The following is a 13048-nucleotide window of genomic DNA, read 5'->3' as shown; positions in this document are numbered from 1 at the left end:
CTGTTTGCACAACACCTTGCTTATCGCCAGTTAGACTAGGTGGCGTGACTCTACGCATTTTTGACACCGGTACCCGTACGCTTCGAGAATTTCAGCCTGTTACACCTGGGCATGCCTCGGTGTACCTGTGTGGTGCCACGCCCCAAGCCCTGCCCCATATCGGACATGTTCGCTCTGCCGTAGCCTTTGATATTTTGCGTCGCTGGCTAATCGCACAAGGCCTAGACGTTGCCTTTGTTCGCAATGTCACCGATATTGATGACAAAATTCTCACCAAAGCAGCAGAAAATCACCGTCCCTGGTGGGAATGGGTTTCCACCTATGAACGTGAATTCACCTGGACCTATAACACCTTAGGAGTTTTGCCTCCTTCTGTTGAGCCGCGTGCCACTGGCCATGTCACCCAAATGGTGGAGTACATGCAGCGCTTGATCGACAATGGCTTTGCTTATGCCGTTGATGGTTCCGTCTACTTTGATGTCGCAGCCTGGTCCAAGGCGGAGGGCTCTGATTATGGATCTCTCTCTGGCAACCGAGTAGAAGATATGGAACAGGGCGAAACCGATAACTTTGGCAAGCGCGGACCACAGGATTTTGCACTGTGGAAAGCCGCTAAGCCTGGTGAACCTTCATGGCCAACCCCTTGGGGTGAAGGCCGTCCGGGTTGGCACCTGGAGTGCTCCGCTATGGCTACCTATTATTTGGGTCAACAATTTGATATTCACTGCGGTGGTTTGGATCTGCAATTCCCGCACCATGAAAATGAAATTGCCCAAGCACATGCAGCCGGCGATAAATTTGCCAACTATTGGATGCACAATCACTGGGTCACGATGGCCGGTGAAAAGATGTCTAAGTCTTTGGGCAATGTGCTTTCTGTACCTGAAATGCTCAAGCAGGTTCGTCCCGTCGAATTGCGTTATTACCTAGGTTCCGCCCACTACCGTTCAGTGCTGGAATACTCCGAAAATGCGCTTAAAGAAGCAGCCGCTGGTTACCGTCGCATCGAAAGTTTCTTGGAGCGCGTGGGAGAAGTACCAGTGGGTGAGTGGACCGCAGGTTTTGCAGCTGCCATGGATGAAGATATCGCTGTTCCTAAAGCTCTTGCAGAAATTCACAATGCGGTGCGCGAGGGAAATTCTGCCCTTGACAAGGGAGATAAGGAAACTGCACAAGCTTTAGCAAGCGCCGTGCGAGCCATGACGGGTGTTTTGGGCTTCGATCCTGTTGAATGGGGGGCAGGAACAAATACTGACGAGAAGTCAGATAAGGCACTAGACGTGTTGGTGTCAGCAGAACTTGAGCGCCGGGCTAATGCTCGCGCAGAGAAAAACTGGGCAGTTGCTGATGAAGTTCGTGATCGACTAGCAGCCGCCGGAATCGACGTCGTGGACACCGCTGATGGTGCTACCTGGAAATTGCAGTAGAGTTTGTAACTCTTAAGAAGGAGAAGTTTTAAACATGGCAGGAAATGACAGCCGCCGCGGCGGTTTGCGCAAAACTAATAAAAAGGGCGCCCTCAAGGGCAGCGGTGGACAGGTTCGTCGCGGACTCAAGGGCAAGGGCCCAACCCCTAAGGCAGAGGACCGCGTTTACCACGCAGCACACAAGCGCAAGGTCGAGCGCGAGCGTCGCGATCGTGGCCGCCACGATAGGGAAATGCCAGAGTTGGTTGTAGGCCGTAACCCGGTCCTTGAGTGCCTCAAGGCTCGCGTACCTTCAACTGCACTTTATGTTGCAGAAGGCGCCACCAACGATGAGCGCCTCAGCGAATCCGTCCGTTTGGCAGCCAGCCACGGTATTCCAGTGCTTGAGGTCAACAAGCTTGAGCTCGACCGCATGACCCGCAATGGCATGCACCAGGGAATTGGTCTGTCCATCCCACCATTTGAGTATGCGAATGTACAAGATCTCATCGCCAGTGCTGCAGCTTCTGATAAGCCTGCCATGTTTGTCATCTTGGACAACATCACTGACCCTCGTAACCTCGGTGCAGTAATCCGCTCTGTGGGTGCATTCGGCGGCAATGGCGTTATCATCCCTGAGCGTCGTTCTGCCTCTGTTACCGCTGTTGCATGGCGTACCTCTGCAGGTACCGCAGCGCGCGTTCCAGTGGCTAAAGAAACCAACATGACCCGTACTGTGAAGGAATTCCAGCAAAACGGTTACCAGGTTATTGGCCTGGATGCTGGTGGAGACCACACCCTGGACACCTACGATGGCACCGACAACGTGGTCATCGTGGTTGGTTCTGAGGGCAAGGGTATTTCCCGCTTGGTTCGCGAAAACTGCGATACCATCATGTCCATTCCTACTGAGGATTGGGTTGAGTCCCTCAACGCATCTGTTGCAGCAGGTGTTGTGCTTTCTGAGTTTGCACGTCAGCGCCGCATCAAAGGCTAAAGCCTAAAACACAAAAAAGTATTGCTCCAAACCACACGGTTTGGAGCAATACCTTTTTTTAATGATGATGCTGATCATGCAGGCGACGCTTTAAAGCGTCTTCATCACGTTGGGCGCCACGGCCTCGTACCCAAGCAATTAGGCGACACACCAGGTAAATAAGGAAGGAAATGGTGGTCACAAAAACACTGACTGGTAGGCCAGGGGCGAGAGACAGCAAAAGTCCACCCACTGCCGAGACCTCGGCAAAAATAACCGCGAGAGCCACAGCTTTTAGGGGATTTGCGGTAATCGCCACGGCCGCTGCCCCTGGAGTAATCAGCAAAGCCATAACCAAAAGGGCACCCACAATCTGCACAGATTGGGAGGTGGTTAAGCCCACGAGCACGGCAAATCCAACGGAAATGGCATGAACTTTAATACCTGATGCCTGTGCCATTAGCGGATCGGCGCTAGCAAAAAGTAAAGGGCGCCAGAAAATAGCTACAGCTGCAACCACAACAACCGTTACCGCCACCAAAATCCACAAGGACGCTGCCGACACACCCACAATTTGGCCGGTCAGCAGTGAAAATGCGGTGGAGCTACGCCCTGGGTAAAGGTGAATAAACAGCACTGACAGGCCCAGACCGAAGCTCATCACCACACCCACGGCAGCATCTTGTTGTTTCATACCTAGCAGCGCCAATAAAACTGCGGCCACCACGGAACCAATAACCGCGCCACCGCCTACATTAAGGCCAAAAAGCAGTGCGGCGGCCGCGCCCATGAGGGCAAGTTCGGCAGTGCCATGCACCGCAAAAGACTGCTGGCGCACCACAATTAGCGGTGCGATAACACCAGAAAGTAGTCCCAACAAGGCAGCAGCGATAATGGCATGTTGGACAAATTCCACACTCAGTAGGTACTGAGTATCAGAAATCCAGGTTGTTAAATTCACCTACACCACCACAATTCGGTCATTAATGTGCGCCACTGTCACCGGCGCATTATAAAGCTCAGAGAGCTTCTCAGATTGCATAACTTGATCGATAGTGCCGATGGAATGCCCATTGGGAGCCAGGTATAAAATGCGATCTACCAGCCCGATAAGCGGATTAATATCGTGGGTGACCACCACAATTCCGGCGCCCTCGGCTTTGAGTTCGCCAAAAAGGGAGACCGTGCGCTGTTGAATGCCAGGATCCAGGCTGAGCAGGGGTTCGTCGGCAAGCAGCAGTTGAGGCTGTGTGGCAAGCGCTTGAGCTTGGCGGATAAGCTGTTGCTGCCCACCTGAAAGCTCGCCTACGCGCCGCTCGGCGATTCCGGTCGCGCCAACGCGCGCAAGAAGCTTGTCGACGACACCCTTGCTCGGGGTGCGACCTTTAAGCACACCATGAGACGCAGCAAGTGAAACCAGATCTCGGGCGCGCAGGGGGACGTCGAAAATGCGCTGTTGGGGGATATACCCCAGGCGTGCGTCGGTGGACACCGAACCGCTGGTGAGCTTACGGGTTCCTAAAATTGTGCCGATGAGGGTGGATTTTCCGACACCGTTGGGGCCTAGTACGGCCAGAAATTCCCCCTGGCGCAACTCCAAGTTCAAGTCGCGCCAGAGGGGATCTACGGCTGCATCTTTAAAAGTCAGCAACATTTAAATAATCTTAAACTCCCTGTGCGGCAGCTGCGAGATCGGTGACTGCCTTGGTGAAAGTGTCAAGGAAGTTCTCGCTGCCCTCGGGCGTCTCCGAAATCTCCACAACCGGGATATTGTTCTCCTCCGCCAATTCCTTCAGGCTAGTGGCAACTGGTGAGGCGGACTGCGGATTATAAATCAGCACATCAATGCCATGGGTACGGATAATTTCCTGGAAGGCAGCAACATCGGAGGCAGTTGCTTCACCCTCGCTTAGAGTCGTTGCGCGGTATCCCGCAGGAGTGGACTCAATAAGCTGGGATTCACTAATAATGTGATCAGCAATCGGCTCAGTTTGGGCGATTTTAACTGCCGGAAGGGCTGCGATCTCAGCGTGCAGCTCATCCATTTTGGCAGTAACAGCCTCTGGGGTAACCGTGGCATCAGCATTAAGTTCAACAACCTTTGCCGCAAAATCGCTTGCTACCTCGGATACCGCATCGGTGGAATACCATACGTGCTCATTGTCTACTTCAGCTTCGTGGGCATCTGCAGCATGCTCGCTGTGGTCATGCTCGTTTAAGTCCATGGCATGCACAATGCGAGAGTCATCAGCTTCTAAAGAATCATAAAGCCAGGAATCATAACCACCGCCGCCGACGATAATAATGTCTGCTTCGGCAATCTTGGCCATATCTGTTGCAGAAGGTTCAAAAGAGTGTGGATCCGCTGAACCGCCACTAATAAGGGCTTCTACATTGGCATCGGGGGATACTGCCGTTGCCACGTCAGCCCACACCTGAGTGGAGGTAACCACATTAAGGGCGCCGTCTTCGCTAGCTGATCCCGCAGAATCTGCGTTAGTAGAAGAACATCCCACCAAAGCTAGGGGAAGGAGGGGAAGAGTCCACAGGAGTTTTTTCATAAATTCCATTTAATGCTTATTGAAAAGCGCTGTCAACATGAAAACCTATTGAAAATGCACCGGGGTAAGCCTGAGAGGGTAAAGCTCACTGCCTGATGAATACTCCTGGTAGATTTGGCTCATTATGGCGCGGAAACAACAATATGGAACGCTCGCATCTATTGCAGCAACCCTTGGAGTCTCAAGAACCACCGTGTCCAATGCATATAATCGCCCCGAGCAACTTTCAGCGGAACTGCGACAACGCATTTTGGACACCGCTGAAAAGATGGGTTACTTAGGCCCCAACCCCGTGGCGCGTAGCTTGAGGACGCGCCGGGCAGGAGCCATCGGCGTGCTGCTGACTGAAGATCTCACCTATGCCTTCGAAGATATGGCCTCAGTGGACTTTTTGGCAGGTGTTGCCGAAGCCGCCGGAAATACCCAGCTAACCTTGATCCCTGCTTCCCCAGAAAGCAGTGTGGATCATATTTCTGCGCAGCAATTGGTTAATCAAGCAGCGGTAGATGGTTTTGTTATTTACTCAGTAGCTCAAGGTGACCCGCACCTAGAAGCGGTAAAATCACGCGGATTACCAGCAGTTATTGCCGATCAACCAGTATCGGAAAAAGAGGTGCCATGGGTAGGCGTGGATGATAAAGCTGCTATCGCTCCAGCCGCACAATTATTAGTTGACGCTGGGCACCGCAAAATTGGAATTTTGTCGATTCGCCTGGACCGCGTGCGCAATGATGGATATGTTTCTCCGGAGCGCTTAAATGCTGCCCAATATCAGGTCCAGCAGTCCCGCGTACAAGGAGCCTTGGAAGTTTTTGATAAGGCAGGCATCGCTGCAGATACCGTGCCGGTGATGGAATGCTGGATTAATGATCGCGCTCATAACCTCAAGGTTGCCAAGGCTCTTTTAGAACAACACCCAGAGCTCACCGCAGTGTTGTGTACTACCGATTCGCTGGCTTTTGGTGTGTTGGAGTATCTCAAAACGGTAGGAAAAACGGTGCCAGAGGATCTTTCTTTGACTGGCTACGATGGCACCCAGTTTGCCTTGGCCAGGGATCTTAGTACCGTCATTCAGCCCAATAAACTCAAAGGTTTTAAGGCTGGCGAGTTATTGCTGAGCCTTATTGAAGAAGAATATGTAGAACACCCCATTGTGCTGCCCACGGAATTTAACCGGGGCAGCACCGTTGCCCAGCTTAGAGGCGTAGATAAGGATGAAGCTTAGAGCCCGAGGCTTTTCTGCTCGTTGTACTGCATGCGCTCATAAGCCAGTTTTTCCAGCAAATCGCCAACATCTTCAATGCCCACAACGCGGGTATTAGCTGCCGTATCTCCCGCTCCCACCTTCACGGTCACGGCGCGGGGGTCGTCGACAAGCACCTCAAAACCATGCTCATCGGTGGTGTCATCGCCAATGAAAATAACGCCAGTGGGCTCGGTGCGGTGAATATAATCATCTAACCAGCTGCCCTTGGTGGTGCTGCTGATGGAATATTCGATGATGTTCTTGCCCTTGGTTACTTTGAGACCCGTGGTATCTACGTGGGTGGATGCTTCCACAATGCGCTCGATCAATGCGGGCTCGGAGACTCGGAAGAAGTGCAAAACGCGGTGGAAAGGCTTGACCTCAACAAATGCGCCGGAGATGCCTTCGACAATTTGCTCTAGCTCGGCATGGATATGCTCCAGGCGCTCTTGCTCTCGGTCAGTGAGGGTGCGCGGACGAGAAGAATCCTCAGAACCGTGGGAGCCGACCTTGGTGATGGGATAGTCACCCAAATCCAAAACCTTGTTCAGTCCCTCGAGGTGGCGGCCCGACAAAATGACCACATCCGTATTGGCCTGATTGGACAAATCCTTAATGGCTTTAAGGGATTTTTGATTGATGGGGACCTGGTAGGCTTCTTTGCTGAAACCAGCAATAGTGCCATCAAAATCAGATACCACCAATAAGGTGCGGGTTTGCGCGAGCTCTTCAATACTTAAAGTCATGCCGTCTAGTGTACGTATTTAGGTGCGACCTATGGCGGATATTTTCCGGCACCCGCAGAGCTGAGCCGCTAGGACTGAGTGCTAGGGCGCGGGCGCTAAGGCGCGGGCGCTAAGGCGCGGGCGCAACCCAAGAAAGCAGGCGGATAGATGGCTTATCCAAATCCTCAACATCCTTGGTCAGCAGGATCTCGGTGTCAGATTTCCGGCTGATCTCAAAAGTACCTGGCAAAAGATCCACTAGGCGATCATGAACCATAAGCTCTTGACCTTGGCAATCTTCCGGCAACTCAGCAAAATCGAGTTCGCTAAAAGTAACTTTTTCAGCCTCGGTGACGGTGGATTTTTGGCCAGCTTTATCAAAATCAGCATTGCCAGTAAAAGGCACACAACCGCTAAAACCAGATAGTGAAGCCATGCCAAAATCTAAGCTGGGCTGGGAAATTACCAGATCACTAATGGCATTTGCCTCGGTGGGGGAGGTGTAAATATTGGTGACCAACCAGGTGGAATCAGTCATTTCTACCTCATCGGAACCACAAGAAACTAAGCCCAGTGCCAGTGGAATCAGCGCCAGGGAGGTGAGGAGTTTAGGCTTTGGCATTTTCTCCTGCTTCCTTGAGGCAATCCAAGAAACTATTTGCCCACACATTTACGTCATGGGAATAGACCTGCTCACTATTGGCAAGCATACGAGCGCGCGCAGAGGCTGGGTTTTGCCGCAGATCATAAACCGCCGCCACCATTTGACGCTTAACGGATTCCAAATCAAAAGGATTACACAAATAAGCACCGCTGAGTTCCGCTGCAGCACCAGCAAACTCTGAAAGCACCAAAGCTCCATTGCCATCACGATGGTTGGCCACATATTCCTTGGCCACCAGGTTCATGCCATCTTTAAAAGGCGTCACCAGCATGACATCGGCTGCGGAATAAAGAATTTGCAGTTCAGACTTAGGCAAAGAACGGTGCAAATAATGCACCACTGGGTGGCCCATTCGACCAAAACGGCCATTAATACGCCCCACAGCTTCCTCCACCTGTGATCGCGAGACCCGATAATGATCAATACGTTCCCGCGATGGGGTGGCAACCTGCAATAACACCGCTTTTTCTGGGTCCAAAGCGCCAGCTTCCAAAAGCTGCTCAAAAGCCAGCAGGCGTTGCAAAATTCCCTTGGTATAATCCAGGCGATCAACGCCTAAGAAAGTGGTTTCGGGGTTTCCCAAATCATTTAAAAGATTTAAAACAGAGCTTTTCGACGCCTTCCCGAAGGCACTGACGTCAATGGAAATTGGAAAGGCTCCCACCCCAACATTTCGAGCATCAGGGGTGCGAATATAAGCACCAAGCTCACGAACCTTGGCGGTGCCATGAACTTCCAACTCATCTGGTTGCCCAGTATGAGATCCTGCAGTACCTGCCACCTGCTTGGTTAGCGCCAGGAAATTCTCCGCATTTTGAATAAGGTGGAAGCCCACCAAATCAGCACCGAGCATGCCGCGCACAATCTCTTCACGCCAAGGCAGCTGGCGGAAAAGATCGGGGGAGGGGAAAGGAATATGCAAAAAGAAGCCAATTTTGAGATCAGGACGCAGTTGGCGCAAAATGCCTGGCACCAAAAGCAACTGATAATCCTGCACCCACACTGTTGCGTTGGGTGCAGAAACCTGTGCCACAGCCTCTGCGAATTTTAGATTGACCTCGCGGAAAGCCTGCCACCAATCGGTGTTGTACACCGGTTGCACAATGAGGTCATGGAATAGTGGCCACAGGGTCGCATTGGAAAAACCTTCGTAGAATCCTTCAAAATCACTTGAGGTGAGTTTGACGGGATGCAAGAGCACTCCGGTATCGGTGCGAAAAGGTTCTGGAGCAACATCAACAGTTCCAGGCCATCCCACCCAACATCCGCGATGTTGTTCAAGAACGGGAGAAAGCCCCGTGACAAGGCCACCGGGGCTAGGGGAAATGCTATAAGAGCCATCTGGGTGGACGGTCATGTCCACCGGTAGGCGATTGGCAACTACAACAAAACTATTGGAGGCTTCCATAAACTCTAAGTTTAGGACTTCTTAGTCGTCTTCTTAGCAGTGGTCTTCTTTGTAGTCTTTTTAGCTGTGGTTTTCTTAGCCGTGGCCTTCTTGGTGGCCTTCTTTGCAGGTGCCTTGCGGGTGCGCTTAGCGGCCTTCTTTGGCTGAGATTCTTCATGCTCAGAGGCTACTTTGGAGTAACGAAGCCCCTGTGGCTCAACGCCGAGCATGCACATCAAGGTCACACCATCAAAGAAATCTTTGGAATAGGTGGCGACAATCCTGCGAGCTCCGGCAGCGGTCTCCTCTTCAACAGCGTGAAGGGACTCTGGGGTGGGACGGGTGTCCGTGATTTTGGCCGGCAAGGATCCTCCTGAAGGGTAAAAAGCGATCGACCCTGCATTCTACGCTACTTTTTGCTATGTGGCTAAGTGGCCAAGTGCGTACCTCAGCTGCGGGGCTGGTTGTAGAGATTATTCTTCATTCTGCGTCGTTGACGTCGTGGCTTGGGCTGAATGTCCTGGAATGAGAAGGCATTGGCCTTGGTGAAAGCACGATAAGGGTTAAAGCGTGGCGGACGGCGCAGACGTCGCGCAATCCATTCACCCAGTACCACGCCAGCAGCCAGGGCTGAAGCAGTAGCCAAAGCAACCGCAATATTGGTAAAGCCAATAAGCGTTTGCTCATTAAGTGAGGCATACATGCCACGATAAATTGCCAAGCCGGGAAGCATCGGCGTGATGCCAGCAATCGCCACAATCAACGGCGGAATGAGGAAGCGACGTGCCAACAGGCCACCGGTAAAACCAACCGCAGTTGCAGCCACCGCAGCTGCTGAAACGGGACCTGCATAAACCAGCACAAAATAATAAAACGCAGAACCCATAAATGCGGTAAGACCAGCAATTACCACCGAAGACCATTCTGCATAACAACCAACAGAGAAGCCTGCTGCTGCAATTCCACCTGCAATAACTCGCGCCAATATAGAGGAAGGATTAGGGGCGGTGGCAGTTTCCATTGGTGGCAGCAAAATATCTAAAGCTCCCGAAAGCTGAATTCCTAAACCAACACCTGCCACAATGCCACCGGTAAAAAGCAAGGTTTCAAAAAATCGAGCACTCGCTGTTACCGGGGCGCCGGTGATGCCATCTTGTAGGGACTGCACCAAGGTCAAACCTGCCAACAACACCACAATTCCTGAGGCAATAATTTGGCTGGGTTTAATTTCCAAGCCAAAGTGCATTGCCAAGCTATAGGCCACTGCAGCTGGGATAGTGGCAATAAGTCCACCCACCACATTTTGGAAAAACAGCGGCAAGCCATGCTTTCCCAAAAAAGCAGAGGTAGCAATGATGATCGCCGAGGTAAGGAAGGCGATGAGGGATACCTGCCAACCACCGCCGAGCAGTACTGCCACCGAGCCTCCCATGGTTGCCCAACCCAATAAAGCAGTGGGGAAGCCATAGGAAGCGGGGGACTGTTCCAGATCATCCAAAATCTTTTCCGCTACCTGAGGTGGGGTAGCGCCTGCTTGAATAGACCTAATCAGGCGGTCAACTTCAGAGAGTTTGGAGAAGTTAGTGTCCAGCTTGCCCACCACGCGGAAAATATTGACAGGTACCTTCTTTTCACTGCCAATATTGGTGAAAATGGTGATCGTATTTAGCGTGATGTCCACGTGAGCATAATAAAGACCATAAGCAGAGGTAACTGCCCTAATTTGGACTTTGGTATCACTGTTGGAAGTGCCGGAAGATAACAAAATATCCCCGATCCGCGCAGCGAGATCCATCACGCCTGCTACCTGGCTATGATCGGTGAGATCAATGGGGGCAAGTGGTGATGGTGGTGGAGCGGCTTTTGCAGCGTCAACGGTAGAAATGCGACCGCGTCGGGTGGCAAAACTTATTATCCGTTGGAGAGTTTCTTGCAAGGATCTAAGTCCAATCACGATTGTTTGTTCGCAGGGTGTACCTGCCACTTTAGCGCCGAATTCCCTTGGTGCTAAGCAATGCGCTACGATACCTTTTTGTATCTGATGCTCAGCATCAAATGCGGTGCTGGAGTGGCGCAATTGGTAGCGCAACGCACTTGTAATGCGTAGGTTGTGGGTTCAAGTCCCATCTCCAGCTCAATAAATACCCCTTTACCTGCATGTTTGGTAAAGGGGTAAAAGTTTACAAGTAGGGCAAGTCATAACTTAGTCATAACATTGAATCCGGTGCGAACAATTCCAAGATGGCCGTATTGTCGCCAGCGTCCACCGCTCGAGGGACGTAATAGCGTTGAGTAATCGCACTAGATCCATGTCCTAACTGTTTCTGCGCGTCCTCCAGGCTCGAGGTGTTCGCAATCGCAGTAGCAACAGATGAACGGAATGACTTCAATTGGACGTGGCTAAAAACCTCGCCCCTGGCTTGCCTGAACCGGGTACGGATATTCACCGCATCCATGAACCCGCCCCGGTCGTTGGGAAATACGAGCGTGCTTTCTGCCATCTGAACACGCAGGATCAACATTTCTTTAAACCATTCGGGAAGCTTCACAATGCGGTAACCGTTCTTCGTCTTCGTCTTAGACTGTCTAATGAGTTTCCCGTCTTGCCTAACGATCGTCCCGGTGTTCGCTATCGTCGCCGGAGAAGCGCTTAGATCCACATCTTCCCAACGAATGGCAAGCACTTCGTTAATGCGGAAACCAGTAGCCAGACACGCCCCCACAATGCCCACTAGGTCTGTGCGTTTGTAGGGCGTTTGCCACGCCTGGACGTTCTTCCAGATCTCGCCCACTTCACCAAGGGAGAGCGCTACTGGTTCACCATCGTCACTGTCGTTGCCTTTCAGCTTCACACCATGAGTTGGGTTACTAGGCCAGATCTCCAGGCCGTTCATGACAGTCACGTCATAAGCTCGAGAAAGAAGCACCTTAGCAAGTCTTGCATTGCCGGGGGTGCGTTCTGATAGCTTCATCAGCCAATGGGTGAGCACTGTTTTAGTGCATTCGTAAAGATGTAGGTTCCCGATAGCCTGGTCGCCGCGCTTGCCATCGAATAGTGACAACTGTCGTTCATACGTGTTCACCGACTGGATCCGTAGCCTGTTGCCTACAGTGCCATTGCGCATAGCTTCAAGCGTTTCTTCAAGCAGTTGATTTAGGGTGCTGTTGGAGTCCATAGGGGCACCGTCGTTCTCATACACCCTAATGTTCGCATTGACCCGCAAAGATTCCTCAGCGAGCGACTGGGTGCGTCCTGTGCCCTGTACCTGGACGCGCTTACCGGAGTAGGTGCGGACTTGGCCGCGTGCTCGCCATTTCCGGTGTTCCAATTGGGTGAATCTAATGTTCCCTAATTCACCTATCGGTAGTTTCTTCCTTGCCATCGTCTTTCTGTGCCTTTCTTAATCCTTTTGGAGGGTTAAGACACAGTGGGCAAATCTCCTATTTCGCGGGAGTAAGCAACCATCCTTGACGCTGTTCGATTACTGACTTCAAACCGTTTTGCAATCTCAGGAATCGGAGGAATGCGTAAGGCTTTTGCGTGATTAAAAATATCTGCAACCAGCACTGATACACGTTTCTTGTCACCACGTGGCCACTGTTTCCGGTCGTCTGCTGTTACTTCAATTTCTTGGAATCCCGGTAGTGCAAATTGCTCTTTTTTCTGTTCTTGAATGAACTCAATTGCTTCTGAAACCACCTTTGATAGTGGAAGTGTTCGAAGCAGTGAGGTTGTAATTTCCTCACCGCTAACGGTTATTTCCACCACACTCGCATGTCCTGCAACCGGGTCTAAAAAGAGCTTCATTTCCGCATATGCGGGTGTTTTTGGAAGCGATACATCAAGTTTTTTCCTAAGAATCTCTTGCACTTTTTCCCGTGTCTGACTTTCCCCATATCCAAGGGTCACGACATAAAGCGGATGATGTTCCTCATCCTCAAGGCCGACTTCCAAGATTTCCCACTCGAGCATTTACCCATTGTGTCTTTACCCTGTTCAGTTTTGCAATAAGCATACAAAGTTGTCATAGGGTTGACAAGACAGTGCCACTTGGCATAGCTTAGTCATAACAACGACAAGAG

Annotated in this window: 13 protein-coding genes and 1 tRNA gene; 4 read left to right on the top strand and 10 right to left on the bottom strand. The window is 51.5% G+C overall.

Annotated elements, in window-relative coordinates; all coding sequences use genetic code 11:
- Positions 1-44: 44 nt before the first annotated feature.
- Positions 45-1427, top strand: coding sequence for a cysteine--tRNA ligase (gene cysS / locus H924_RS11260; RefSeq protein WP_015652077.1), 1383 nt, complete (start codon positions 45-47; stop codon positions 1425-1427).
- 34 nt (positions 1428-1461) lie between these two features.
- Positions 1462-2403, top strand: coding sequence for a 23S rRNA (guanosine(2251)-2'-O)-methyltransferase RlmB (rlmB, locus tag H924_RS11255; protein WP_015652076.1), 942 nt, complete (start codon positions 1462-1464; stop codon positions 2401-2403).
- Between the two features lie 58 nt (positions 2404-2461).
- Here the strand turns inward: rlmB and H924_RS11250 are convergent, their stop codons facing one another.
- The 3 genes from H924_RS11250 to H924_RS11240 are packed head-to-tail and all read right to left on the bottom strand — an operon-like array spanning position 2462 to position 4952.
- Positions 2462-3343: a metal ABC transporter permease gene (locus H924_RS11250; protein ID WP_015652075.1), complete on the bottom strand. Its 882-nt coding sequence runs from the start codon at positions 3341-3343 to the stop codon at positions 2462-2464.
- The gene (locus H924_RS11245) at positions 3344-4036 is read right to left on the bottom strand and encodes a metal ABC transporter ATP-binding protein (RefSeq protein ID WP_015652074.1); all 693 of its coding nucleotides are present in this window, start codon (positions 4034-4036) and stop codon (positions 3344-3346) included.
- 10 nt (positions 4037-4046) lie between these two features.
- Positions 4047-4952, bottom strand: a complete 906-nt coding sequence (locus H924_RS11240; RefSeq protein ID WP_015652073.1) for a metal ABC transporter solute-binding protein, Zn/Mn family — start codon at positions 4950-4952, stop codon at positions 4047-4049.
- Positions 4953-5064: 112 nt separating this feature from the next.
- Between H924_RS11240 and H924_RS11235 the strand changes: the two genes are divergently transcribed.
- On the top strand, positions 5065-6168 hold the full coding sequence (locus tag H924_RS11235; RefSeq protein WP_404825336.1) for a LacI family DNA-binding transcriptional regulator: 1104 nt from the start codon (positions 5065-5067) through the stop codon (positions 6166-6168).
- Here the strand turns inward: H924_RS11235 and otsB are convergent.
- The 5 genes from otsB to thrE all read right to left on the bottom strand — a co-directional run bounded on the left by otsB (position 6165) and on the right by thrE (position 10880).
- Positions 6165-6935: a trehalose-phosphatase gene (gene otsB, locus H924_RS11230; protein WP_015652071.1), complete on the bottom strand. Its 771-nt coding sequence runs from the start codon at positions 6933-6935 to the stop codon at positions 6165-6167. The two genes, H924_RS11235 and otsB, sit on opposite strands and share 4 nt — an antisense overlap.
- A 109-nt stretch (positions 6936-7044) precedes the next feature.
- Positions 7045-7536 carry a hypothetical protein gene (locus H924_RS11225; protein WP_015652070.1) on the bottom strand — a complete coding sequence of 164 codons (492 nt, stop codon included), beginning with the start codon at positions 7534-7536 and terminating at the stop codon, positions 7045-7047.
- Entirely contained in the window at positions 7523-8986 is a 1464-nt protein-coding gene (locus H924_RS11220) for an alpha,alpha-trehalose-phosphate synthase (UDP-forming) (RefSeq protein WP_015652069.1), read from the bottom strand. The genes H924_RS11225 and H924_RS11220 overlap by 14 nt, the downstream gene beginning before the upstream one ends.
- An 11-nt stretch (positions 8987-8997) precedes the next feature.
- Entirely contained in the window at positions 8998-9330 is a 333-nt protein-coding gene (locus H924_RS11215) for a hypothetical protein (RefSeq protein WP_015652068.1), read from the bottom strand.
- An 83-nt stretch (positions 9331-9413) separates the two neighbouring features.
- A complete protein-coding gene (thrE, locus tag H924_RS11210; protein ID WP_029703038.1) occupies positions 9414-10880 on the bottom strand; it encodes a threonine/serine exporter ThrE in 1467 nt (488 codons plus the stop codon).
- A 147-nt stretch (positions 10881-11027) separates the two neighbouring features.
- Here thrE and H924_RS11205 point away from each other — a divergent pair.
- Positions 11028-11100 (top strand) — tRNA-Thr (locus H924_RS11205).
- A gap of 72 nt (positions 11101-11172) precedes the next feature.
- Here the strand turns inward: H924_RS11205 and H924_RS11200 are convergent.
- Together H924_RS11200 and H924_RS11195 are read right to left on the bottom strand one after the other, a co-directional pair.
- Positions 11173-12141: a tyrosine-type recombinase/integrase gene (locus H924_RS11200; protein ID WP_245533870.1), complete on the bottom strand. Its 969-nt coding sequence runs from the start codon at positions 12139-12141 to the stop codon at positions 11173-11175.
- A gap of 242 nt (positions 12142-12383) precedes the next feature.
- A complete protein-coding gene (locus H924_RS11195) occupies positions 12384-12938 on the bottom strand; it encodes a hypothetical protein (RefSeq protein ID WP_015652065.1) in 555 nt (184 codons plus the stop codon).
- Positions 12939-13048 lie beyond the last annotated feature (110 nt).

The sequence above is a fragment of the Corynebacterium callunae DSM 20147 genome (genome assembly GCF_000344785.1).
In the GTDB taxonomy this organism is placed as follows: domain Bacteria; phylum Actinomycetota; class Actinomycetes; order Mycobacteriales; family Mycobacteriaceae; genus Corynebacterium; species Corynebacterium callunae.
The sequence above is the reverse complement of the archived record's forward strand: the minus strand, read 5'-3'. Positions and strand labels throughout refer to the sequence as shown.